General features: G+C 71.2%; 17 protein-coding genes, 4 tRNA genes and 1 other RNA gene. 13 read left to right on the plus strand and 9 right to left on the minus strand.

Annotated features, from left to right (window positions below):
- Positions 1 to 38 precede the first annotated feature (38 nt).
- Positions 39 to 126 (minus strand) — tRNA-Ser (locus ACWD10_RS32930).
- A gap of 120 nt (positions 127 to 246) precedes the next feature.
- Between ACWD10_RS32930 and ffs the strand changes: the two genes are divergently transcribed.
- From ffs to ACWD10_RS32960, 6 genes are all read left to right on the plus strand, one after another.
- Positions 247 to 345: signal recognition particle sRNA small type (gene ffs / locus ACWD10_RS32935), an RNA gene on the plus strand.
- A gap of 87 nt (positions 346 to 432) precedes the next feature.
- Positions 433 to 2829 carry a DNA polymerase III subunit gamma and tau gene (locus ACWD10_RS32940; protein ID WP_451097338.1) on the plus strand — a complete coding sequence of 799 codons (2397 nt, stop codon included), beginning with the start codon at positions 433 to 435 and terminating at the stop codon, positions 2827 to 2829.
- 261 nt (positions 2830 to 3090) lie between these two features.
- Entirely contained in the window at positions 3091 to 4347 is a 1257-nt protein-coding gene (purD, locus tag ACWD10_RS32945; RefSeq protein WP_451097339.1) for a phosphoribosylamine--glycine ligase, read from the plus strand.
- A gap of 295 nt (positions 4348 to 4642) precedes the next feature.
- Positions 4643 to 6760: a hypothetical protein gene (locus ACWD10_RS32950; RefSeq protein ID WP_451097340.1), complete on the plus strand. Its 2118-nt coding sequence runs from the start codon at positions 4643 to 4645 to the stop codon at positions 6758 to 6760.
- A gap of 261 nt (positions 6761 to 7021) precedes the next feature.
- Positions 7022 to 8848: a N,N-dimethylformamidase beta subunit family domain-containing protein gene (locus ACWD10_RS32955; RefSeq protein ID WP_451097341.1), complete on the plus strand. Its 1827-nt coding sequence runs from the start codon at positions 7022 to 7024 to the stop codon at positions 8846 to 8848.
- A 154-nt stretch (positions 8849 to 9002) separates the two neighbouring features.
- Positions 9003 to 9938, plus strand: a complete 936-nt coding sequence (locus ACWD10_RS32960; protein WP_451097342.1) for a phosphoribosylaminoimidazolesuccinocarboxamide synthase — start codon at positions 9003 to 9005, stop codon at positions 9936 to 9938.
- An 84-nt stretch (positions 9939 to 10022) separates the two neighbouring features.
- On the opposite strand, the gene ACWD10_RS32965 is transcribed toward ACWD10_RS32960, so the two are convergent.
- From ACWD10_RS32965 to ACWD10_RS33000, 8 genes are all read right to left on the minus strand, one after another.
- Positions 10023 to 10098, minus strand: a tRNA-Gly gene (locus ACWD10_RS32965).
- A 30-nt stretch (positions 10099 to 10128) separates the two neighbouring features.
- Positions 10129 to 10767 carry a response regulator gene (locus tag ACWD10_RS32970; RefSeq protein WP_451097343.1) on the minus strand — a complete coding sequence of 213 codons (639 nt, stop codon included), beginning with the start codon at positions 10765 to 10767 and terminating at the stop codon, positions 10129 to 10131.
- Positions 10764 to 12233: a histidine kinase gene (locus ACWD10_RS32975; protein WP_451097382.1), complete on the minus strand. Its 1470-nt coding sequence runs from the start codon at positions 12231 to 12233 to the stop codon at positions 10764 to 10766. The genes ACWD10_RS32970 and ACWD10_RS32975 overlap by 4 nt, the downstream gene beginning before the upstream one ends.
- Before the next feature lie 97 nt (positions 12234 to 12330).
- The gene (locus tag ACWD10_RS32980; RefSeq protein ID WP_451097344.1) at positions 12331 to 13143 is read right to left on the minus strand and encodes an ABC transporter permease; all 813 of its coding nucleotides are present in this window, start codon (positions 13141 to 13143) and stop codon (positions 12331 to 12333) included.
- Positions 13140 to 14162, minus strand: a complete 1023-nt coding sequence (locus tag ACWD10_RS32985) for an ABC transporter ATP-binding protein (RefSeq protein ID WP_451097345.1) — start codon at positions 14160 to 14162, stop codon at positions 13140 to 13142. Before ACWD10_RS32985 ends, ACWD10_RS32980 begins: the two co-directional genes overlap by 4 nt.
- Before the next feature lie 171 nt (positions 14163 to 14333).
- A tRNA-Gly gene (locus ACWD10_RS32990) sits at positions 14334 to 14409 on the minus strand.
- Positions 14410 to 14496: 87 nt separating this feature from the next.
- Positions 14497 to 14568 (minus strand) — tRNA-Gly (locus ACWD10_RS32995).
- 183 nt (positions 14569 to 14751) lie between these two features.
- Entirely contained in the window at positions 14752 to 15111 is a 360-nt protein-coding gene (locus tag ACWD10_RS33000; protein WP_451097346.1) for a histone-like nucleoid-structuring protein Lsr2, read from the minus strand.
- 375 nt (positions 15112 to 15486) lie between these two features.
- On the opposite strand from ACWD10_RS33000, the gene purS reads away from it, so the two are divergent.
- The 7 genes from purS (at position 15487) to purM (ending at position 23271) form a co-directional block, all read left to right on the plus strand.
- Positions 15487 to 15774, plus strand: coding sequence for a phosphoribosylformylglycinamidine synthase subunit PurS (gene purS, locus ACWD10_RS33005; RefSeq protein WP_451097347.1), 288 nt, complete (start codon positions 15487 to 15489; stop codon positions 15772 to 15774).
- Entirely contained in the window at positions 15771 to 16460 is a 690-nt protein-coding gene (gene purQ, locus ACWD10_RS33010) for a phosphoribosylformylglycinamidine synthase subunit PurQ (protein ID WP_451097348.1), read from the plus strand. Before purS ends, purQ begins: the two co-directional genes overlap by 4 nt.
- Positions 16460 to 18709 (plus strand): phosphoribosylformylglycinamidine synthase subunit PurL, encoded by a 2250-nt coding sequence (gene purL / locus ACWD10_RS33015; RefSeq protein WP_451097349.1) that lies wholly within the window; start codon positions 16460 to 16462, stop codon positions 18707 to 18709. The genes purQ and purL overlap by 1 nt, the downstream gene beginning before the upstream one ends.
- 76 nt (positions 18710 to 18785) lie before the next feature.
- Positions 18786 to 19580, plus strand: a complete 795-nt coding sequence (locus ACWD10_RS33020; RefSeq protein ID WP_451097350.1) for a sterol carrier family protein — start codon at positions 18786 to 18788, stop codon at positions 19578 to 19580.
- Positions 19581 to 19641: 61 nt separating this feature from the next.
- Positions 19642 to 20475: an META domain-containing protein gene (locus ACWD10_RS33025; RefSeq protein ID WP_451097351.1), complete on the plus strand. Its 834-nt coding sequence runs from the start codon at positions 19642 to 19644 to the stop codon at positions 20473 to 20475.
- A gap of 125 nt (positions 20476 to 20600) precedes the next feature.
- Positions 20601 to 22127 carry an amidophosphoribosyltransferase gene (purF, locus tag ACWD10_RS33030; RefSeq protein ID WP_451097352.1) on the plus strand — a complete coding sequence of 509 codons (1527 nt, stop codon included), beginning with the start codon at positions 20601 to 20603 and terminating at the stop codon, positions 22125 to 22127.
- A gap of 43 nt (positions 22128 to 22170) precedes the next feature.
- Positions 22171 to 23271: a phosphoribosylformylglycinamidine cyclo-ligase gene (purM, locus tag ACWD10_RS33035; RefSeq protein ID WP_451097353.1), complete on the plus strand. Its 1101-nt coding sequence runs from the start codon at positions 22171 to 22173 to the stop codon at positions 23269 to 23271.
- Positions 23272 to 23342: the final 71 nt, after the last annotated feature.

Consider the following 23342-nt stretch of genomic DNA (forward strand, 5'->3'; position numbering starts at 1 on the left):
AGCGGTGGGGCCCTTCGACATCGTGCCCGGTGAGGCACTGGCGGAGGATACGAGATTCGAACTCGTGAGGGGTTGCCCCCAACACGCTTTCCAAGCGTGCGCCCTAGGCCTCTAGGCGAATCCTCCGCCGCAAACAATACAAGACGTTGAGGAGTGCTCGCGAACCCGTTCGCCGGGCCGTCCGTCGGCTCGTTCGCGAGGTCATCCATCGGTTCGATCCCAGGGCCATCCATCGGTTAAGGTGGGCACAGCCCCTCACGTGGCGCTATCTGACTGAACTCCCCCAGGGCCGGAAGGCAGCAAGGGTAGGTCGGCTCTGGCGGGTGCGTGGGGGGCGCTTGCGTGTCCGGGGACGGGCCCGTGTGCGGGGGCGGGTGCGGGCTGGACCGTGGGCGGGGTCGGTTGTCAGTGGGCACCGATAACCTCGTATGCGTGTCGTCCCTTGCGCTGTACCGCCGTTATCGCCCGGAGTCGTTCGCCGAGGTCATCGGGCAGGAACATGTCACTGACCCGCTGCAGCAGGCGCTGCGGAACAACCGGGTCAATCACGCGTACCTGTTCAGTGGCCCGCGCGGCTGCGGCAAGACGACCAGCGCGCGCATCCTGGCCCGCTGTCTGAACTGTGAGCAAGGTCCCACCCCGGACCCCTGCGGTGAGTGCCAGTCCTGCCGCGACCTCGCGCGCAACGGCCCGGGTTCGATCGACGTCATCGAGATCGACGCCGCCTCGCACGGTGGCGTGGACGACGCCCGTGAACTGAGGGAGAAGGCGTTCTTCGGCCCGGCCAGCAGCCGGTACAAGATCTACATCATCGACGAGGCCCACATGGTCACGTCGGCGGGCTTCAACGCCCTGCTCAAGGTCGTCGAAGAGCCGCCCGAGCACCTCAAGTTCATCTTCGCGACCACCGAGCCCGAGAAGGTCATCGGGACGATCCGGTCGCGTACGCACCATTACCCGTTCCGGCTCGTGCCGCCCGGAACGCTCCGCGACTACCTCGCGGAGGTGTGCGGCCGGGAGAACGTGATCATCGAGGACGGCGTCCTTCCGCTCGTGGTGCGGGCCGGTGCGGGCTCGGTGCGTGACTCGATGTCCGTCATGGACCAGCTCCTCGCCAGCGCGGGCGAGGCCGGTGTGACGTATGCCATGGCCACCTCCCTGCTCGGGTACACGGACAGCTCGCTGCTCGACTCCGTCGTGGACGCCTTCGCGGCCGGGGACGGCGCGGCGGCCTTCGAGGTCGTGGACCGGGTCATCGAGGGCGGGCACGACCCGCGCCGCTTCGTCGCCGATCTTCTTGAGCGGCTGCGCGACCTGGTGATTCTCGCCGCGGTTCCCGATGCTGCGGACAAGGGGCTGATCGACGCCCCCGCCGACCTCGTGGAGCGGATGCAGGCCCAGGCCGGGGTATTCGGCGCCGCCGAGCTCAGCCGCGCCGCCGACCTGGTCAATGAGGGCCTGACGGAGATGCGCGGCGCCACCTCGCCCCGGCTCCAGCTGGAGCTGATCTGCGCGCGTGTGCTGCTTCCCGCGGCGTACGACGATGAGCGCGCTGTCCTCGCCAGGCTGGACCGGCTTGAGCGTGGCGCCACCTTTACGTCTGGTGGGCCTGGGCCCGCTATGGGATACGCGCCTGGGCCCGAGGCTCACGGGGTTGGGCCCGGTGGTGTGCCTGCTGGGGGTGTGCCCGGAGGCGGCGCCTCCGGTGCGGCGCCGATGGCGGATGCCGGTCCTCCGGTGCCGCCCGGCGGAGGCCCTGCTGCTGCTCGGGCTGCGGTTCGGGGCGGCGGCCCGGGCGGCCCGGGTGCCGGGGGTGGCCCGGCCTCGGCTTCCGCGCAGGCGGGGCCCTCGGCCCCGGAACAGGCCCAGGCTCCGGCTGCTCCTTCCGCGCCTGCCACGCCCCCCGCATCGACCCCGCCGCCCCCTGCCGCCTCCGCGCCCGCGCCGGAAGCAGCCCCTCCGGGGCAGGCTCCACCTGCCTCCGCGCCGGGGGCCTGGCCGACCGCGGCGGGTGCTCCTGGCGCGGCTCCGTCCGGAGGAGGAGGCGGAGGTGGAGGCGCGGGCGCAGGCACCGGTGGTGCGCGCCGTGGCGCCTGGCCCACCGCAGCACCCGCCGGTGGCGGCGGTGGCGCCGGTGACGGCAGGCCCGCACAGCCCGGCCCCGGAGCCTCCGCTCCGCAGCCGCCGAGCACCCCCGCACAGCCTCCGGCCCCGGGGCCGGGCCCGGCCAAGGCCCAAGCCCCCGCTCCAGGAGGCCTCGACGCCCGTGCGCTCTGGCCGAACATCCTGGAGGCGGTCAAGAACCGTCGCCGCTTCACCTGGATCCTGCTGAGTCAGAACGCCACGGTGGCCGGTTTCGACGGCCAGACCCTTCAGCTCGGCTTCATCAATGCCGGCGCCCGCGACAACTTCGCGAGCAGCGGCAGCGAGGACGTACTGCGGCAGGCCCTGGCCGAGCAGTTCCACGCCCACTGGAAGATCGAGGCGATCGTCGACCCCTCGGGCGGCGCCGCCCCGCCCCCGGCCGCGGCCAACTTCGGCGGCGCCCCCGTCGCCGCACCGCGCCCGGCCGCGCCACAGGGCCCGCCGGCGGCGCAGCGTCCTGCCCCGCAGCCCGCCGCACCCGCACCCGCACCCAGCCACACCCCTGCCCCGTCGCCCGAGCCACCCCGGCGCGCCCCCGAGCCGCCACCGGTCTCGATCGAGGACGACATGCCCGCGGACGACGACCCGGACCTCGACGAGTCCGCGCTCTCGGGCCACGACCTGATCGTCCGGGAACTGGGCGCGACGGTGATCGAGGAGTTCACCAACGACGGCCATGGATAACGGCGGCCATGGATGACGGTGGCCATGGATGACGGTGGCCATGGACAGCGGCGGCCATGGGTGACGACGGCCATGGGTGACGGTGGCCACGGGTGACTACGGCCACGGGTGACCACGGCTACGGATAGGGCCGAGCCCGCGCGCAACCGGCACATTCCCGCACGTAATCGGCAGATTATGGAGGAAGGCACAAGCGCCGGACGCCCCTGAATCCGTCCTCCCGTACGAAGCCGCCGTCCCGCTCCAGCTAGGCTGCAGGGCGTGAAGGTCCTCGTCATCGGCAGCGGCGCCCGCGAACACGCCCTGTGCCGCTCACTGTCCCTCGACCCCGACGTCACCGCCCTGCACTGCGCGCCTGGCAACGCAGGCATCGCGGAGACCGCCGAGCTGCACTCGGTCGACGCCCTCGACGGCGCCGCCGTCGCCGCGCTCGCCCGCGAGCTCGAGGCGGACCTCGTCGTGGTCGGCCCGGAGGCGCCCCTCGTCGCGGGGGTCGCCGATGCCGTACGGGCCGCGGGCATCGCCTGCTTCGGCCCGTCCAAGGAGGCCGCGCAGCTGGAGGGGTCCAAGGCGTTCGCCAAGGACGTGATGGCCGCCGCCGAGGTCCCCACCGCCCGCTCGTACGTCTGCACCTCCCCGGAAGAGGTCGACGAGGCCCTCGACGCCTTCGGCGCCCCCTACGTCGTCAAGGACGACGGGCTCGCCGCGGGCAAGGGCGTCGTCGTCACCGGCGACCTGGAGGCCGCCCGCGCACACGCGAACGCCTGTGACCGGGTGGTGATCGAGGAGTTCCTGGACGGGCCCGAGGTCTCCCTCTTCGCGATCACCGACGGCGAGACGGTCGTCCCGCTCACCCCGGCCCAGGACTTCAAGCGCGCCCTCGACGGCGACGAGGGCCCCAACACCGGCGGCATGGGTGCCTACTCGCCGCTGCCGTGGGCCGACCCGAAGCTGGTCGACGAGGTCCTCGAGACCGTCCTCCAGCCCACCGTGGACGAGCTGCGCCACCGCGGAACGCCGTTCTCCGGTCTGCTCTACGCCGGTCTCGCGATCACCAGCCGCGGCGTCCGGGTCATCGAGTTCAACGCCCGCTTCGGCGACCCCGAGACCCAGGTCGTCCTGGCCCGCCTGCGCACCCCGCTCGGCGGCCTGCTGCTCGCCGCGGCCCGCGGCACCCTGGCCGACGTACCGCCGCTGACCTGGCGGGACGACGCCGCCGTCACGGTGGTCGTGGCCTCCCACAACTATCCGGCGACGCCGCGCACCGGCGACCCGATCGAGGGCCTCGACGAGGTCGCGGCGCAGGACGCCCCGCACGCGTACGTCCTGCACGCCGGCACCAAGCGGGACGGCGACGCCGTGGTCAGCGCGGGCGGCCGGGTCCTTTCCGTGACGGCGACCGGCGCGGACCTCGCCCAGGCCAGGGAGCGGGCGTACGCGGCCGTCGCCCGGATCCGCCTGGACGGCTCGCACCACCGGACCGACATCGCGGCGAAGGCGGCGACACAGAGCGCCTGACCCCCGGGACCCGGCTCGAACCGGCTCGAACCCGGTGCGATCCGGACGATCTCTGAGGCCCCGATCTGACGACGGATCGGGGCCTTGATCGTCAGCCACCTTTACCCAAAGCCATCCCATCGAGTGACCGATGCCCAGTCCTGCTGACGGGCCTCGACGCCCCAACTAGTGTGCGGCGCAAGGAGTCCGGCACTTGGCCCATCGGCATTGCGATGTCAGTTGCGATGTCAGTGGCGGGTGCCACAGTGGGGGAGTGAGCAAAGCCGTCGCAGGGCAGAGGGGGTGACGTCCGGCCATGTCCGGAACCAGCAGGGAAGGCGAGATGGGCGCGCGGGCCGCGCGGGCCCGGGCGCTCGCCGTGCTGCGCGTCCGCAGCAGAGCGCTCGCCGTGGCGCTGCTCCCCGCGGCGGTCGCCGTGGTCCTCCTCGTCGGCGGCGCCACCGGCCGTATCAGCGGCGGGAGTTGGGGCATCGCGAGCTGGTCCGGGACCGTCGTGGCGGCGCTCGTGCTGCTCGCCGCGGCAGGCGTCGCGCTCGTGGTCGGCCGCGCCCGCCCGGCCGTCAGTCCTACGGTCCCGATCGCCGAGGACTCGGCCCCCGACCTGTACGGCCTGGTGCGGGACCTCGCGGACCGGCTCGACGTTCCCGCCCCCTCGGCGATAGCGCTCACCCCGGACTGCGACAGCTGGCTCGAGGACCGTACGCACCCGGCACACGGCCCGCCCGCACCCCGGCCCGCCCGTACGGAGGGCAGCGACCCGGCCGTCGCCCCGCACCCGGCCGCCGGATCCGCGGAGTCCGCCGGAGCGCAGGACCTGGTTGCGCCCATCGAACCCGTCGAGCCCGCCGAATCTGTCGAGCCCGCCGAGCCCGCCGAGTCCGTCGGGCCCGCCGAGGCTGTCGGGCCTGATGAGCCCGCTGGGGCCGACGGCCGTGCCGCGCCCGTTCTCGTCATCGGCTCCCCTTTCCTGTGGTGGATGCGCGTCGGTGAACTGCGGGCCGTCCTCGCCCCGGTCGTCGCGGGTACGGGACCCTCCGCGCACCCCGACATAGCCGCGGCCCGGCGCTTCGTCCGCGGCCTGGACGCGGCGGTCGCGGTGTCCGCGAGACCCGGCCGCGGGCCGGTGCCCCGGGCGGTTCTGGCGGGCGTCGGCTGGCTGGCGCGGCTGCTGCTCCGTGCCTGCCGCGGTCACGCCGCCGAGATGGAGCGCGGTGTCGCCGCCGCGGCCGCCGAGCGTGCACAGGCTGTGGATTACGGGCTGCGGATCGTCGCCCAGGAGCAGGTCGGCCTCGCGTACGCGGGGTGGGACCGGCTGCTCACCCGGGTCGCCCTGCCGGCCTGGCGCATGGGCCGCTGGCCGAGCCGCCTCGACGCGGGCGTGGTGGCCGCCCTGACCGAACTCTCCCGGCGCGACCGGCTCGCGGAGGGCTTCGCCTCCCGGCTCGGTGAGCGGCCCGCCTGCGACCTGCTCGAGGAGCCGGGCGCGGTGGACGAGGCGGCCTCGCTGCTCGCCGCCCGGCTGTTCCACGGGGGCCCCGCGGAGCCGGGCCCGGACTGGTCCCCGGTCGGCTGGCAGGAGTATCCGGAAGAGGTCGTCGACCGCAAGTGGCGCTCCGAGGCCGCCCGACTGCACCGTGTCCTCGACGAGTTGGGGGTACGCACGGCAGCCGCACCCGGCGGCGAACCGGAACCGCCGACCCTGTCCCGCGTGATGGAGCACCTGGAGCACGCGGAAGGCCCGTCAAGTCCTGGGCGGCCAAAGCCCGTTGGGCCTGAGGTCGGGCCGGTCGGGCCGGTCGAGCCGGTCGCGCCCGTCGAGCGTGTCGCACCTTTCGGGCCTGTGGGGCCGAGCCCGGCTACTCGTACCAGCAGCCGTACGAAGAACGGCACCGCTACCCGTACCGAGAACGACACCACCGTCCGCACGGAAAGCTTCGGCACCGAGGCCATCCCCAACGGGCCCACCGCCAACGAGCCCATCCCCAACGGGCCCGCCCGCGCCGATGACCGTGCCGACGACCGCACCGAAGCGCTGGCCGCCCGGCTCAGTGCCGAGGTGGAGCGGGAGGAGGCGGTACCGGCGCCGGTGCCGATGGCGGCGGGGGCCGGGCCGGACGACGCGCTGTGGGAGGACGGGCTGCTGCCGCTGTTCCCGCTTCAACCCTCCCGTTCCGGACGCGAGTTGCTGGCCGACCACATCACGGCGATGGTCTGCTGCGCGGCCGTGGACACCGCGGGCGCGGCACCGGGGCTCGACTGGTTGGACGGCCCCACGCTCCTGGTCGACGGCGACCGGGTCACCGACCTGGCCCCGCGCGTCCTGAGCCTCGTCGAGGACGCGGACCCCGAGCCCCTGCGCGCCTGGCTCACGACGCTCGGCGTACGCCCGGAGAAGCCGGTCCGTCTCGTCTGACGGGCCAGGTCGTCCAGGTCCTCCAGGCCCCCCAAGTCCTCCGGGTTCCTACAGGTCCCGTCTCCCGCCCCCCGGCACTCCGTCCGTCCACGCCCCTCCGCGCCCCTGTCGACCCGTCAATTCAAGACGAACGGTGACGAGGTGCGCGCGTTATGTGATGTGCTGGGGTCCGGTGCCGACAGCAGGCGTCGGTGCGCGGCTCCGGGGGAGGGCCGGGAACAGCCAGGGGGAGATGCGGGGAGCGAGGGAGGGGAGACACGCATGGGCCCCACGGAGCGAGGACGCCGACCCCAGGGCAGCACCCAACGCCAGTCCCGATCCAGCACCGAACAGCCGTCCCTGGCCAGCACCGACGAGTCGTCCGTGGCCAGCACCGACCAGAGCCCGCAAGGCGGCACCGAGCAGCGCCCGCCATCCAGCACCGGCCAGCGCCCCCGATCCAGCCCCGACCGCCCGCCGATCCGGCGATGGGAGTCCGGTGCGCTCGCGCATGGGGTCACCGACCCCTTCGGGCAGGGCCCGTTGCCCTGGCTGCGCGGCAGTGAGCACTACTTCGGGGACACCGGCCAGGTCGTCCCCTGGTACGTCGACCTCGCCCCGGCCCCAGGTGCGACCGCGACAGACCCGGTGACCGGGACCACGACAGACGGGGCTACGACGGAGAAGGCAACCGGCACCGCCACCGAAACACCAACCGACACCGCCACCGAAACCGCCACAGAATTCCCCCGCCCCCGAACCCGGCCACCCCACCCGCACCCCCACAACAAACCCACCCCAGCCACCGCCACCGCCACCACGGGTCTCCGCACCGCCGATGACGTGCACCGTCAGATCAAGGGCTTCACCTCCACCGGCGCCGTAGCCCCCGGTGAGGTGGTCGATTTTCATGTCACCGTCGATCCGCCGCAGGAGTTCAGCGTCGACGTCTACCGGATCGGGCACTACGGCGGTGACGGTGCCGCCAAGATCACCACCAGCCCCCGGCTCTCCGGTATCGTCCAGCCGCCGCCGCTCACCGCGGACCGTACGGTCTCCTGTCACCACTGGTGGCTCTCCTGGCGGCTCCAGATCCCGAGTTACTGGAACATCGGGGCGTACGTCGCCGTCCTCACCACCGCCGACGGTTACCGCTCGCACATCCCGTTCACGGTCCGCGACAGCCACCCCGCCGACCTGCTGCTTCTCCTGCCGGACATCACCTGGCAGGCGTACAACCTCTATCCGGAGGACGGGCGTACGGGCGCGAGCCTGTACCACGCCTGGGACGACGACGGGCGTCTGCTCGGCGAGAACGACGCGGCCATGACGGTCTCCTTCGACCGCCCGTACGCGGGCGCGGGCCTGCCCCTGCACGTAGGCCACGCCTACGATTTCATCCGCTGGGCCGAGCGGTACGGCTACGACCTCGCCTACGCCGACGCCCGCGATCTGCACGCGGGCCGCATCGACCCCACCCGCTACCGCGGCCTGGTCTTCCCCGGCCACGACGAGTACTGGTCGGTCCCCATGCGCCGTACCGCCGAACTCGCCCGGGACAACGGCACCTCGCTCGTCTTCCTGTCCGCCAACACCCTGTACTGGCAGGTGGAGTTGAGCCCCTCCCCGGCCGGGATCCCGGACCGCCTGCTCACCTGCCGCAAGCGCCGCGGACCCGGCCGCTCCGCCCTGTGGCGCGAGGCCGACCGGGCCGAGCAGCTGCTCCTCGGCATCCAGTACGCGGGCCGCGTCCCCGAGCCGCACCCACTCGTCGTACGCAACGCCGACCACTGGCTGTGGGAGGCGACCGGCGCGCACGAGGGGGACGCGCTCGAGGGCCTGGTCGCGGGCGAGGCCGACCGCTACTTCCCGCGCACCGCGCTGCCCGAGCACCAGAGCCGCATCCTGCTCGCCCACTCGCCGTACCGCGACGGCGACGGCGCCCGCCGCCACCAGGAGACCTCCCTGTACCGCGCCCCCTCCGGGGCCCTGGTCTTCGCCTCCGGAACCTTTGCCTGGTCCCCGGCCCTGGACCGGCCGGGCCATGTGGATCCCCGTATTCAGCGCGCCACGGCCAACCTCCTGGACCGCATCTGCAAACGTGACTGACGACCGGCAGACGTCACCGGCGGACGTCACCGACGCACGCCACCCGCACCGACGCACGCCACCCGCGGAGAATGCGACCGAGCCACCCCTGGCCAAAGATCCTCTCCGCATACGGGAGAATCGGATCACTTGGCCGTAACCACGGGGAGGAACCGTGTCCGGATTCGTAGAAAAGCCTGAGCCGATGCAGGTTCCCGGCCTCGTGCACCTGCACACCGGCAAGGTGCGCGACCTGTACCAGAACGAGGCGGGCGACCTCGTCATGGTCGCGAGCGACCGCTTGTCCGCGTACGACTGGGTGCTGCCCAGCGAGATCCCCGACAAGGGCCGGGTGCTCACCCAGCTTTCCCTGTGGTGGTTCGAGCAGCTCGTGGACCTGGTCCCGAACCACGTCCTGTCCACCGAGCTCCCGCCCGGCGCCCCCGCCGACTGGGCCGGTCGCACGCTGATCTGCAAGTCGCTGCGGATGGTGCCGGTCGAGTGCGTGGCCCGCGGCTACCTCACCGGGTCCGGCCTGGTCGAGTACAACGAGTCCCGCACCGTCTGCGGCCTCGCCCTGCCCGAGGGCCTGGTGGACGGCTCCGAGCTGCCCGCGCCGATCTTCACCCCGGCCACCAAGGCCGCGGTCGGCGAGCACGACGAGAACGTGTCGTACGAGGAGGTGGCCCGCCAGGTCGGCGCCGAGACCGCCGCCCAGCTGCGCCAGGCGACCCTCGCCGTCTACAGCCGGGCCCGGGACATCGCGCGCGACCGCGGCATCATCCTCGCGGACACCAAGTTCGAGTTCGGCTTCACCGGGGCCGACGGCAATGGGGCCGACGGCAACGGCAACGGTGACGGTGAACTGGTCCTCGCCGACGAGGTCCTGACCCCGGACTCCTCCCGCTTCTGGCCCGCCGACAGCTGGGAGCCGGGCCGCGCGCAGCCGTCCTTCGACAAGCAGTACGTCCGCGACTGGCTGACCTCCGCGGCCTCCGGCTGGGACCGCAAGAGCGAGCAGCCGCCGCCCCCGCTGCCGACCGAGGTCGTGGAGCGGACCCGGGCCAAGTACATCGAGGCGTACGAGCGCCTGACGGGGACCAGCTGGTAGCGCCATCGCCACCGGCACCGGCCCCCGCGAACAGGGGGCCGGAAACGCCAAAGGCCCGGAGCCGAGGGCTCCGGGCCTTTGATCTGGAGCGGACGACCGGGCTCGAACCGGCGACCTCAACCTTGGCAAGGTTGCGCTCTACCAACTGAGCTACGTCCGCAAGGTGCCGCACCGCTTGGTGCGCATCCCACTATAGCCAACCTCGCTCGCGAGCGAGACGGACTGCGGCATGACGATTTTCGGCGCGCAGCTTCGAGACGGCCGACGAGAGGTAGTTGCGGACCGTGCCCGGGGAGAGCGCCGCCCGCTCCGCGATCTCCGTGACGGGCGCCCCGTCGGCCGCGAACTCCAGGACCTCGGCCTCTCGCGCGGTCAGCGGCGAGTCCCCGGCGGAGATGGCGTCGGCCGCCAACTCCGGGTCCACATAACGGTTTCCCGCGTACACGGTACGGATGATCTCGGCGAGCCGCTGCGCGCTGACGGTCTTCGGCACAAAGCCCCGTACGCCCGCCTCCAGGGCCCGCTTCAGATGCCCGGGGCGACCATGACTCGTCACGATCATGGTCTGGCAGCCGGGGAGTTCGGACCTCAGGGATGTGGCCACACTCACACCGTCCGCGCCCGGCATCTGCAGGTCGAGCACGGCGACGTCGGGCTGGTGCGCCCGCGCCATGGCGAGCGCCTCGGGCCCGGACGCGGCCTCGGCGACCACGGTGAGGTCGTCCTCCAGGGCGAGCAGGGCGGCGAGGGCGCCGCGGATGAGGTGCTCGTCGTCGGCCAGCAGGATGCGGAGCTCACGGGCGGTCGGCCGACGGTTCTCCTCGGTCACCGGGTGCTCCTTTCGGCCTGCGCGGAGGACGCGCGCCGTTCACGCTGTTCGTCTCGTACGTCGCCGGTTTCCTGGTCGTCCCGTACGCCACCGGTCCCCTGTTCGTCTCGTACGTCACCGGTCCGCTGCTCGTCCCGTACGTCACCGGTTTCCTGGTCGTCTCGTACGTCGCCGGCCCCCTGTTCGTCCCGTACGTCACCGGCCCCCTGTTCGTCCCGTACACCACCGGTCCCCCGTTCATCCCGTCCGTCACCGGCCTCGCCCACCGGCACCTCCGCCCGCAACCGGAACCGTCCCCCACGCACCGGCCCCGCCGTCAGCTCCCCATTCACCTCGGCAAGCCGCTCCCGCAGGCCGACCAGGCCCGAGCCGCCCGATCGCCCCTGGGCGGGCTGCCGTACTCCGTCGTTCTCGACGATGAGCTCGGCCCGTCCCTCCGTCACCGACAGGACCACCGAGCAGTGCTCGGCGTCCCCGTGCCGCAGCACATTCGTGGCCGCCTCCCGCACCACCCAGCCGAGCGCCGAGTGGACCGAGGCGGGCAGTGCCCGCGCCGCGTCGGCGCCGAGCACCCGGCAGGTGATCCCGGCCGCCGTCAGGACGCCCTGCGCCCCGGCGAGTTCCGCCTCGAGGCCGGTCTCGCGGTAGCCGCGTACGACCTCTCGGACCTCCCGCTGGGACTCCTGGGCGATCCGCTGCACCTCGGTCATCTGATCCACGGCCTCCGGGCGTCCGCGCCGGGCCAGCTGCACCGCGAGCTCGCTCTTGAGGGCGACCACGGCGAGGTTCCGGCCCAGTACGTCGTGCAGATCGCGGCCGAACCGCAGCCGCTCCTCGGCGACGGCGAGCCGCGCCTGCACGTCCCGGGCCTCGCGCAGCTCGTACATCACGCCGAGGACCCAGGCGGAGCAGCGCACGGAGGGCGCCATGATGCCGCCCATGTACGCCATGCCGAAGAACGACGGCACCACGACGGTGACGTCCGCCCCGGCCAGGGCCATCACCCCACAGGTCGCGAGGGACACGGCGAGCACGACGAGGAGCGCGGTCCACACCCGCACAAGCAGGCAGTAGCCGCACACGAACGGCACCAACGCCACCCCGACCGCCGTGTAGAGCGCGGGGAACTCGGCATACCCGGTGGCCGCCGCGAGCGCCAGCACGCCCGCGAACACCGCCACCATCAGGGCCGCCCCGGCCCCGGCCCGCCACCGGGGCACCGAACCCCTGCCGATGCGCTCGTCGAACGAGGCTTTGACGAGCCGGGTACTCCACACCCCCTGGGCGGCCGAGAGCAGCACCACGGCGGCGATCAGCGGCCAGGGCGCGGCATGCCGCACGGGACGGGTCACCGAGAGGGCGATCACCACCAGGACGGAGACCCAGACGAAGGCATGCACCGCCCCTCGCGTATACAGCTCGACCCGGTCGAAGTCGCTGCGCCCTCGCAGGGCCCGGATCCGCATCAACACCCTCTGCTCCCAGTCTTGGTCAGCCGCGCCGGTCAGCCGCGCCGGTCAGCCGCGCCGGTCAGCGGCGCCGGTCAGCGGCGCCCGGACCAGCTCAGCGCCGCGGCTCCCAGCGGAACCACCGCCGTACAGCAAACACCGCGATCACGACCCAGGCCACCCCGGTCGCCAGCGCGCCGAGCGTCTCGTACGCGGAGAGCTCCCCGGTCAGACCGCCGCGCACCAGCGTGATCGCGGGCGAGAACGGGAGCAGTTCGCAGATCGAGGCGAGGCGGTCCGGGAAGACCGAAAGGGGCACGGTCATGCCGGAGCCGATCATCGACACGATCACCAACGGCAGGCTCATCACCTGCGCACTCTCCGCGGTCCGGCTCACCGACGCCGTGACCGCGCCGAAGGCCGCCGCGAGCAGCAGCCCGAGGATCACGCCGAGCACCGTCAGATACACCGCCTTCGGCGCCCCCAGGTCGAACAGGAGCGCAAAGGCGACCGACACCACCACGCACTGGAGCAGCCCGATCAGGACCGACGGCAGCGCCGCCCCGGCCAGGACCTCCGGGTCCCGCAGCTCGCCGGTGCGCAGCCGCTTGAGCACCAGCTCCTCACGGCGTACGACGAAGACGTTGGTCACCGCGCTGTAGACGGCGAAGAGCAGCGAGAACCCGATCGCCGCGGGCAGCAGCAGCTCCCCGACGGAGAACCCGGAGTCGGCGAAGCTGTCCTTCGCGGTGGAGTAGACGCTGAAGGGCAGCACGAGCGGCACGATGAGCGCCGTGAAGAGCACGCCCTTGTTGCGCGCGAGCAGCGTCAGCTCGGCCCGGGCGAGTGCGGTCATCCGCCCCATCGGGGTGGTCCGCGCGGGCGCGCCAGTCGCCCGGGTGTCCGGGTTGATCGTCCCCGTGCTCATACCGCCGTCTCCTTCGCCCACGCGCCCGCCGACACGTTCTTCACGTCTTCTCCGCCTGCTACGTCGTCTCCGGCCCGCACATCCCGCGCGATCTGGAGGAACGCCTCCTCCAGGGAGGCGGAGCGCACATCGAGGCCGCGCAGTTCGACCCCCGCTTCCTGGGCCCACAACAGCAGCCCGGTGGCGGCCCGTTGCAGCTCATGGGTACGGAGCTTCACGGTCCGCCCGGCCGTTTCGTGTGCCGTCACGCCGAGTGCGCCGAGCGGCGGCAGGTCGCCGAGGTGGTAGTCGTCGGGCAGCTCGAAGGCGATGCGCGAGGGCTGTGCGGCGGTCACCTCGGCCGGTGTGCCGGTCACGGCGAGCTGCCCCTCGTGCAGGATGGCGAGCCGGTCGGCGAGCGACTCGGCCTCCTCCAGGTAGTGCGTGGTGAGCAGCACGGTGGTGCCGCCCGCACGCAGGGCGCGTACCAACTCCCAGGTCTCCAGGCGGCCTTCGGCGTCGAGCCCGGTGGTCGGCTCGTCGAGGAAGAGCACCTCGGGCCGCCCGAGCAGCGCGAGCGCCAGGTCGAGCCGCCGCTTCTCGCCCCCGGAGAGCTGCTTGATCCGCACGTCGGCCCGTTTACCGAGCCCGACGAGCTCCAGGGCCTCGCCCACGGGACGGGCCCCGCTGGTGGTCCCGGCCCACATGCGGATCGCCTCGGTGACGGTCAGTTCGGCCGGGAAGCCGCCTTCCTGGAGCATCACGCCGATCCTGGGGCGTACGTGGCCGCGTTCGCCGTACGGATCGTGGCCGAGCACCCGGACCCGCCCGCCCGTCGGCCTGGCCAGGCCCTCGAGCAGTTCGACGGTCGAGGTCTTGCCGGCGCCGTTGGTGCCGAGCAGCGCGAACAGTTCGCCCCGCCCGACGCCGAACGAAATCCCCCGGACCGCTTCGAAGCCGCCCCCGTACACGCGCCGCAGATCGGTGACATCGATCACCCGCTCCGCGCCGCCCGCTTCTGTAGTCGCTGTCGCAGTCATGCCTTCAGCTTTTCGCGCCCCGGGGCGGCCGGGCAGTGCGCGCTGTCATGACCTCACATGACAAATGTCAGTGCCCGAGAACCCATACGACGCACGAGAACGAACGACATATGAAGCACGAGAACGGCAACACGAGAAAGACCCCGGTCCGTGGACCGGGGTCTTTCTTCATGGAGCGAACGACGAGGTTCGAACTCGCGACCTCAACCTTGGCAAGGTTGCGCTCTACCAACTGAGCTACGTTCGCATTGCCTCCGACCGGCTCTCACCGATCGGCGCGAGCACCACCTTACCTGATCCACCGGAGTGCCCGGTAACTCGGTATGTGATGCAGAGCGGGTGACAGGAATTGCACACTGCGCCTCCCCCCTGGAAGGGGGGTGTTCTGCTACTGAACTACACCCGCGCGTCCTCCGCGTTTCCCGGCCTTTCGGCCCGGCCCCGCGGCGCGCTCCAGACTTTAGCCGACCTGCGGGGGTGGAGCGCAAGTCGGCTCCGTGCGCGACCTGGTCGCGGCTCCGTGCGCGACCTGATGGCGGCCCGGGGCGGGGCCCTGGGCCGCCGGTCCGTCAGTTGGCTGCCCGGTCCGTCAGTTGGCCGCCTCGAACGCCTCGTAGACCTTCTTCGGGATCCGGCCGCGGGCCGGGACATCCATCTTGTGCGAGCGCGCCCAGGCCCGGACCGCGGCCGGATCCGCGGTCACGGCCGTGTGCTTGGGGGTCGGTGCGCCCTTGCCGGCCTTGGCCGCCTTGGCGGCCTTGCCTGCCCTGGTCGCCTTGTGCCTGCGTCCGGCCTCCACGTAGGGGGCGAGGGCCTCGCGCAGTTTCTTGGCGTTGGCTTCATTGAGGTCGATCTCATACGACTTGCCGTCCAGGCCGAAGACGACCGTTTCCGCCGCTTCTCCGCCGTCGATGTCGTCGAAGAGAGTGACCACGACACGTTGCGCCACGAATATCGGTCCCTTCATTGCGGAATCACTGCTCCGGCCACCTGGCTGTGGCCTGCGGTGATGCCGACTGGGTCTGTTATTGAGGCCGAGTCGGGGTGAGCGCGGTATCTGAACGCTTTCCCGGACTATTGCCCCACCATCGGTGGATTTCCTTTCTACCGCGCTCGGCATTGCCAAGGGAACCCGACTAAATCTTCCCGCGTGTCCGGGGGCAATGCGGGGCGGGTGAATTTTTCCGGGATTTTCCCCGAGCGGTCGCCGTACATACGCCGACGTGACGGCCATCACGTAGAACCCTACGAATCTACCCGCGTAGAAATTCTGGTCGGATACGCTGAAGGAACCGTTCTCAGCACCACACCACCGGGAGTGCCAGTGGCACGCGTCGTAGTCGACGTCATGCTCAAGCCGGAGATCCTCGACCCCCAGGGCCAGGCGGTGCAGCGTGCGCTGCCGCGCCTGGGCTTCGAGGGCATCGCGGACGTACGTCAGGGCAAGCGTTTCGAGCTCGAGGTGGCGGGGCCGGTCGACGAGGCCGCCCTCGCCCGAATCCACGAAATGGCCGAGACCTTCCTGGCCAACACAGTGATCGAGGACTTCGTCGTCAAGATCGAAGACGCCGAAGGCACTGAACAGGCTGTTTCCGTGGGGGAGTCGAAGTGACTGCCCGCATCGGAGTCGTCACCTTTCCCGGCACCCTCGACGACCGCGACACCCAGCGCGCGGTCCGGGTCGCCGGTGCGGAAGCCGTGCCGCTGTGGCACCGCGACAAGGACCTGAAGCAGGTCGACGCCGTGGTTCTGCCCGGCGGTTTCAGTTACGGCGACTATCTGCGGGCCGGGGCGATCTCCCGGTTCTCGCCGCTGATGGAGTCGTTGATCGAGCAGGCGAAGTCCGGAATGCCGGTGCTCGGCATCTGTAACGGCTTCCAGGTACTCACCGAGTGCCATCTGCTGCCCGGCGCGATGCTCCGTAACGACCATCTGCACTTCATCTGCCGCGACCAGAAGCTGCGCGTCGAGACCACCAAGACCGCCTGGACCTCGGACTACGAGCAGGGCCAGGAGATCTCCATCCCGCTCAAGAACATCGACGGGCGGTACGTCGCCGACGAGCGCACCCTGGACCTCCTTGAGGCCGAGGGCCGGGTCGCCTTCCGGTACCTCGACATGAACCCGAACGGTTCGCTCCGCGACATCGCCGGGATCAGCAACGAGGCGGGCAACGTCGTCGGCCTCATGCCGCACCCCGAGCACGCCGTGGAGCCGCTGGTCGGCACCGGCCGCACCGACGGCCTCGGCTTCTTCACCTCGATCCTCAAGAACCTCCTGCAGAAGGCCAGCGCCTGATGAGCCTCGACACCGTCAAGCACGCCGCAGAGACCCCCGAGACCGAGCTGCCCTGGAAGGAACTCGGCCTCAAGCAGGACGAGTACGAGCGCATCCGCGAGATCCTCGGCCGCCGCCCCACCGGCGCCGAACTCGCCATGTACTCGGTGATGTGGAGCGAGCACTGCTCGTACAAGAGCAGCAAGGTCCACCTGAAGCAGTTCGGCGAGAAGGCCCCCGAGAACGACGCGCTGCTCGTCGGCATCGGCGAGAACGCGGGGGTCGTCGACGTCGGCCAGGGGTACGCGGTGACCTTCAAGGTCGAGTCGCACAACCACCCCTCGTACATCGAGCCCTACCAGGGCGCGGCCACCGGCGTCGGCGGCATCGTCCGCGACATCCTCGCCATGGGCGCACGCCCGGTCGCCGTCGTCGACCCGCTGCGCTTCGGCGCCGCCGACCACCCCGACACCAAGCGGGTGCTCCCCGGCGTCGTCGCGGGCATCGGCGGCTACGGCAACTGCCTGGGCCTGCCGAACATCGGCGGCGAGGTCGTCTTCGACGCCTGCTACCAGGGCAACCCGCTGGTGAACGCCGGGTGCATCGGCGTCATGAAGCACGAGGACATCCACCTCGCGAAGGCCTCCGGGGCGGGCAACAAGGTCATCCTGTACGGCGCCCGCACCGGCGGCGACGGCATCGGCGGCGTCTCGGTCCTGGCCTCGGAGACCTTCGACTCGACCGGGCCCTCGCGCCGCCCGGCCGTCCAGGTCGGCGACCCCTTCCAGGAGAAGCTGCTCATCGAGTGCACCCTTGAGATCTTCAAGGAGGACCTCGTCGCGGGCATCCAGGACCTGGGCGGTGCCGGACTCTCCTGCGCCACCAGCGAGCTGGCCTCGGCCGGTTCGGGCGGCATGCGCGTCGAGCTGGACACCGTACCGCTGCGGGACGCGACCCTCTCGCCCGAGGAAATCCTCATGAGCGAGTCGCAGGAACGCATGTGCGCGATCGTCGAGCCCGGCAAGGTCGACCGCTTCCTGGAGATCTGCGAGAAGTGGGACGTCATCGCCACCGTCATCGGTGAGGTCACCGACGGCGAGCGCCTGGAGATCTTCTGGCACGGCGAGCAGATCGTCGACGTACCGCCGCGCACGGTCGCCCACGAGGGCCCGGTCTACCACCGCCCGTACCACCGCCCCGACTGGCAGGACGCACTCCAGGCCGACGACGCGGGCAAGCTGCCCCGACCGGGCACGTCGGACGAGCTGCGGGCGCAGGTCCTCAAGGTCGTCGGCTCGCCGAACCAGGCCTCCAAGGCGTGGATCACCGACCAGTACGACCGCTTCGTGCAGGGCAACACCGTGCTCGCCCAGCCCGAGGACTCCGGCATGGTCCGCATCGACGAGGAGTCGAACCTCGGCGTGGCCATGGCGACGGACGGCAACGGCCGGTACGCGAAGCTCGACCCGTACACGGGCACGCAGCTCGCGCTCGCGGAGTCGTACCGCAATGTCGCCGCCACCGGCGCCAAGCCTCTCGCCATCTCCAACTGCCTGAACTTCGGCTCGCCCGAGGACCCGGCGGTGATGTGGCAGTTCGCGGAGGCGACGCGGGGACTGGCGGACGCCTGCCTGGAGCTGGGCACCCCGGTCACGGGCGGCAACGTCTCGCTCTACAACCAGACCGGTGAGACGGCGATCCACCCGACGCCCGTCGTGGCGGTGCTCGGCGTGATCGACGACGTCACGCGGCGCACCCCGCAGGCCTTCGCCGAGCAGGGTCAGCTGCTCTACCTGCTCGGTGAGACCCGCGAGGAGTTCGGCGGCTCGGCCTGGTCGCAGGTCGTCCACGACCACCTCGGCGGTCTTCCCCCGGCCGTGGACCTGGACCGGGAGCGGCTGCTCGCCGAGATCCTGATCTCCGCCTCGCGTGACGGCATGATCGACGCCGCGCACGACCTGTCCGACGGCGGCCTGATCCAGGCGGTCGTGGAGTCCTGCCTGCGCGGCGGGAACGGGGCGCGGCTCGCGGTCCCGGACGGCCTGTCCGCGTTCACCTTCCTGTTCTCCGAGTCGGCGGGCCGCGCGGTGGTGTCCGTGCCGCGCAGCGAGGAGCTCCGGTTCACCGACATGTGCGGTGCGCGGGGGCTTCCGGCGACGCGGATCGGCGTCGTCGACGGCGACGAGGTCGAGGTGCAGGGCGAGTTCGGCATCGCGCTGAGCGAGCTGCGCTCGGCCCATGAGGAGACGATCCCGGGGCTGCTCGCCTGAGGTTGCCCCACAGGGCCAGGAGTCCCGTCCGGAATCTCCGGGCGGGACTCCGGCGCTCCGGAATAGGGTCAGGATCATGCCCCCGTCCAAGAAGCGCCCCCGCTCCTACGACCACGCCAAGATCCGCGCCGCGGTCCTCGCCCAGTTCGACGCCGTACGCGAAGCCGTACTCGCCCTGGACGAGGAGCGGCTCGCCCGGCCCACGCACCTCGGCGACTGGACCGTACGGGAGCTGGCCGTACACCTGGGCATGGCCACCAGGGCGGTGAGCCGGAGCCTGGCGCAGCCCGCGCCGGAATGCGCCGAACTCGCCCTGGTCGACTGGCCGCTCGCGACGCTCGACGTCGTCGGGACGGTGGCCGACGTCACCCGGCAGCTCGCGAAGGAGACCGAGGACCTGGAGGCGTACTACGCGGACATCGCTTCCCGGCTCGAGGAACAGCTGGCCGTGGAGCCCGACACCCGCATCGTCGCCACCCGGCTCGGCGCCATGACGCTGGGGGACTTCCTGGTCACCCGCACCATCGAACTCATCGTGCACACCGACGACTTGAACCGCGCCGCCGGGATCGAGGTCCCCTTCGAGCGCCAGGCGCTGGCCGCCTGCACCCGGCTGCTCGCCGACACGCTGGCGCGGAAGGCGCCTGGCGCCTCCACCGAGGTGCGGATCCCGCCGTACGCCGTGGTGCAGTGCGTCGAGGGGCCCCGGCACACCCGCGGTACGCCGCCCAACGTGGTCGAGACCGACCCGCTGACCTGGGTCCGCCTGGCCACCGGCCGCGCGGACTGGGCGACCGCCCTGGACGAGGCCAAGGTGAGCGCGAGCGGCGAGCGGGCCGACCTGTCGGCCCTGTTGCCCCTGCTGAGCTAGCCCCCAAGGACCTGGCGAAAACCAAACGGAACCGGTCCTCCGGGTCTCCCGTCACATCGGCATGCACAAGCAGCGAAAGAACCTCAGCGCCGTCAGTGTCGTCAGCACCGCCGCTGCCCTCGGGCTGCTCACCGCCTGCGGAGGTGCCGAGAAGACCGGAGCCGGAGCCGGGGACGACCCGGCCGAGCCCAAGGTGCCCGTGACCGGCACGCACTGGACCGTGGACAGCGTCACGCTGGGCGGCAAGAAGACCGAGGTCCCCGGCACCAAGGCCCACGTCTCCTTCGACAGCAAGGGCCGGGCCTCGGGCAACTTCGGCTGCAATGGCTTCGGCGGAAACGTCTCGATCGAGGGCGACACCATCAAGGTCGACAAGGTCGCCAAGACCGAGATGTCCTGCGGAGAGAAGATCGACGACCTGGAGGCCGCCCTGACGGACGCGCTCCAGGGCAAGCTCAAGGCCAAGGTCTCGGGCGACAGCCTGACCCTGACCACGGAGAAGGGCGACTCCATCACGCTCACCGCGGAGAAGCCCGCCGAACTGGTCGGCACCCGCTGGGAGCTGACCGGCACCGTCCGCAAGGACGTCGCGACCACCCTGCCCAAGGACGCCAAGGACGCACACCTGATCTTCGACAAGAACGGCACCGTCCACGGCAACCTCGGCTGCAACGAGATCAACGCCAAGGCCAAGGTCACCGACGGAAAGATCGAACTCGGCACCCCGCGTCTTACCCGCAAGATGTGCTCGCCGGACGTCATGAAGTCCGAGCAGGAGCTGGTGAAGCTCTTCGATTCGACCGTCGACTATGAGATCGAACACCGTACGCTCCACATCACCGGCAAGGACGGCACCGGCCTCAACGCCAGCGCCGCCGAGAAGAAGGGCAAATAAGCCGAGGAGCAGCGGAAATACGGAGAAGCAACGGGGGAGCAGCCGACGAGGTCGCGGGGCCCGTCACAGCCCGTGACGGGTATCCCCAATTCGGACCAGTGGTCGACCTCGCCTACACTCGAGGTGTGCCTCGTGGTGATGGACGACTCAACCACGACCTGCTCCCCGGCGAGAAGGGCCCCCAGGACGCTTGCGGCGTCTTCGGTGTCTGGGCTCCGGGCGAAGAGGTCGCCAAGCTCACCTATTTCGGACTGTATGCCCTGCAGCACCGCGGACAGGAATCCGCGGGCATTGCAGTGAGCAACGGGTCCCAGATTCTTGTCTTCAAGGACATGGGTCTGGTCTCGCAAGTCTTCGACGAAACCTCGCTCGGCTCTCTCCAGGGCCATATCGCGGTCGGTCACGCCCGCTACTCCACCACCGGAGCCTCGGTGTGGGAGAACGCGCAGCCGACGTTCCGTGCCACCGCGCACGGCTCGATCGCGCTCGGCCACAACGGCAACCTGGTCAACACGGCCCAGCTCGCCGAACTGGTCGCCGACCTGCCGAAGGAGAACGGCCGCGCCACCCAGGTCGCCGCCACCAATGACACGGACCTGGTCACGGCCCTGCTCGCGGGCCAGGTCGACGACGACGGCAAGCCGCTGACCGTGGAGGAGGCGGCCCCCAAGGTCCTTCCGCACGTCATGGGCGCCTTCTCGCTCGTCTTCATGGACGAGCAGACGCTGTACGCGGCCCGTGACCCGCAGGGCATCCGCCCGCTGGTCCTCGGCCGCCTGGAGCGCGGCTGGGTGGTCGCCTCCGAGAGCGCCGCCCTGGACATCTGCGGTGCGGCGTACGTCCGTGAGGTGGAACCCGGCGAGCTCGTCGCCATCGACGAGAACGGTCTCCGCAGCAGCCGGTTCGCAGAGGCAAAGCCCAAGGGCTGTGTCTTCGAGTATGTGTACCTGGCGCGCCCGGACACCGACATCGCGGGCCGGAACGTCTATCTGTCCCGGGTCGAGATGGGCCGCAAGCTCGCCCAGGAGGCCCCGGCGGAGGCGGATCTGGTCATAGCGACCCCGGAGTCCGGCACTCCGGCCGCGATCGGCTACGCCGAGGCCAGCGGCATCCCGTACGGCGCGGGCCTGGTGAAGAACGCATACGTCGGTCGTACGTTCATCCAGCCCTCGCAGACCATCCGCCAGCTCGGCATCCGCCTCAAGCTCAACCCGCTCAAGGAAGTGATCAAGGGCAAGCGCCTGGTGGTCGTGGACGACTCGATCGTCCGCGGCAACACCCAGCGCGCCCTGGTCCGGATGCTCCGCGAGGCCGGCGCGGCCGAGGTGCACGTCCGCATCTCGTCGCCGCCCGTGAAGTGGCCCTGCTTCTTCGGCATCGACTTCGCCACCCGCGCCGAGCTGATCGCCAACGGCATGTCCGTCGAGGAGATCGGCACCTCCCTGGGCACCGACTCGCTCGCGTACATCTCCATCGACGGCATGATCGAGGCGACCACCATCGCCAAGCCGAACCTCTGCCGCGCCTGCTTCGACGGCGAGTACCCGATGGAGCTCCCCGACCCCGAGCTGCTCGGCAAGCAGCTCCTGGAGTCCGAGCTCGCCGCGGGCACGGCGGCCACGGCCGCCTCCGAAGCGGTGCGCCGCCCGTAACGCCGCACATCGCGCAGTAACGACACGAAAGCTCTCACTCACCATGTCTGAGTCCCCTAGTGCCGAGGGCGGCGCCAGCTACGCCTCTGCTTCCTACAAAACAGCGGGTGTCGACATCGAGGCGGGCGACCGCGCCGTCGAGCTCATGAAGGAGTGGGTCAAGAAGACCCAGCGCCCCGAGGTCGCGGGTCTCGGCGGCCTCGGCGGCTTCGCCGGGCTCTTCGACGCCTCGGCCCTCAAGCGGTACGAGCGCCCGCTGCTCGCCTCCGCCACCGACGGCGTCGGCACCAAGGTCGACATCGCCCGGCAGCTCGGGGTGTACGACACCATCGGCCACGACCTCGTTGCGATGGTCATGGACGACATCGTCGTCTGCGGCGCCGAGCCGCTGTTCATGACCGACTACATCTGCGTCGGCAAGGTACACGCGGAGCGCGTCGCCGCGATCGTGAAGGGCATCGCCGAGGGCTGTGTCCTGGCGGGCTGCTCCCTGGTCGGCGGCGAAACGGCCGAGCACCCGGGTCTGCTCGGCCCGGACGACTTCGACGTCGCGGGCGCCGGTACGGGCGTCGTGGAGGCCGACCGCGTGCTCGGCGCGGACCGCATCCGTAAGGGTGACGCGGTGATCGCCATGGCGTCGTCCGGCCTTCACTCCAACGGGTATTCGCTGGTGCGGCACGTGCTCTTCGACCGCGCGGGGATGAGCCTGGAGCAGGAGGTGGCGGAGTTCGGCCGGACCCTCGGCGAGGAGCTCCTGGAGCCCACCAAGATCTACTCCCTGGACTGCCTGGCTCTCATGCGCACCACCGAGGTGCACGCCTTCAGCCACATCACGGGCGGCGGCCTCGCGGCCAACCTGGCGCGGGTCGTCCCGGACGGCCTGCACGCCACGGTGGACCGCTCGGCCTGGAGCCCGGGCGCGGTCTTCGACCTCGTCGGCACGGCGGGCGCGGTGCAGCGCCTGGAGCTCGAGAAGACCCTGAACATGGGCGTCGGCATGATGGCCGTCGTCCCCGCCGAGTCCGCCGACGCGGCCCTGACCACGCTGGCCGACCGCGGCGTGGACGCCTGGGTGGCGGGCGAGATCGTCGAGCGCGGCGACCGCACCGAGGGCGCGAGCCTCACCGGCGACTACGCCCAGTAGCAGCGCGGAGGACAGCAGCAGAGGGCAGCACGAAACCCGGTCCGGCGAAAAGCCCCGGACCGGGTCTCGGA

This window comes from Streptomyces sp. NPDC002851, from assembly GCF_053591935.1.

Excerpts from the sequence above, each read along its gene's own strand:
- ACWD10_RS32985 (WP_451097345.1), bottom strand. The coding sequence starts at position 14,162 with ATGACTGCGACAGCGACTACAGAAGCGGGCGGCGCGGAGCGGGTGATC.
- ACWD10_RS32980 (WP_451097344.1), bottom strand. The coding sequence starts at position 13,143 with ATGAGCACGGGGACGATCAACCCGGACACCCGGGCGACTGGCGCGCCC.
- ACWD10_RS32955 (WP_451097341.1), top strand. The coding sequence starts at position 7,022 with ATGGGCCCCACGGAGCGAGGACGCCGACCCCAGGGCAGCACCCAACGC.
- purM (WP_451097353.1), top strand. The coding sequence starts at position 22,171 with ATGTCTGAGTCCCCTAGTGCCGAGGGCGGCGCCAGCTACGCCTCTGCT.
- ACWD10_RS32975 (WP_451097382.1), bottom strand. The coding sequence starts at position 12,233 with ATGCGGATCCGGGCCCTGCGAGGGCGCAGCGACTTCGACCGGGTCGAG.
- purL (WP_451097349.1), top strand. The coding sequence starts at position 16,460 with ATGAGCCTCGACACCGTCAAGCACGCCGCAGAGACCCCCGAGACCGAG.
- ACWD10_RS32950 (WP_451097340.1), top strand. The coding sequence starts at position 4,643 with ATGTCCGGAACCAGCAGGGAAGGCGAGATGGGCGCGCGGGCCGCGCGG.
- ACWD10_RS33025 (WP_451097351.1), top strand. The coding sequence starts at position 19,642 with ATGCACAAGCAGCGAAAGAACCTCAGCGCCGTCAGTGTCGTCAGCACC.
- ACWD10_RS33020 (WP_451097350.1), top strand. The coding sequence starts at position 18,786 with ATGCCCCCGTCCAAGAAGCGCCCCCGCTCCTACGACCACGCCAAGATC.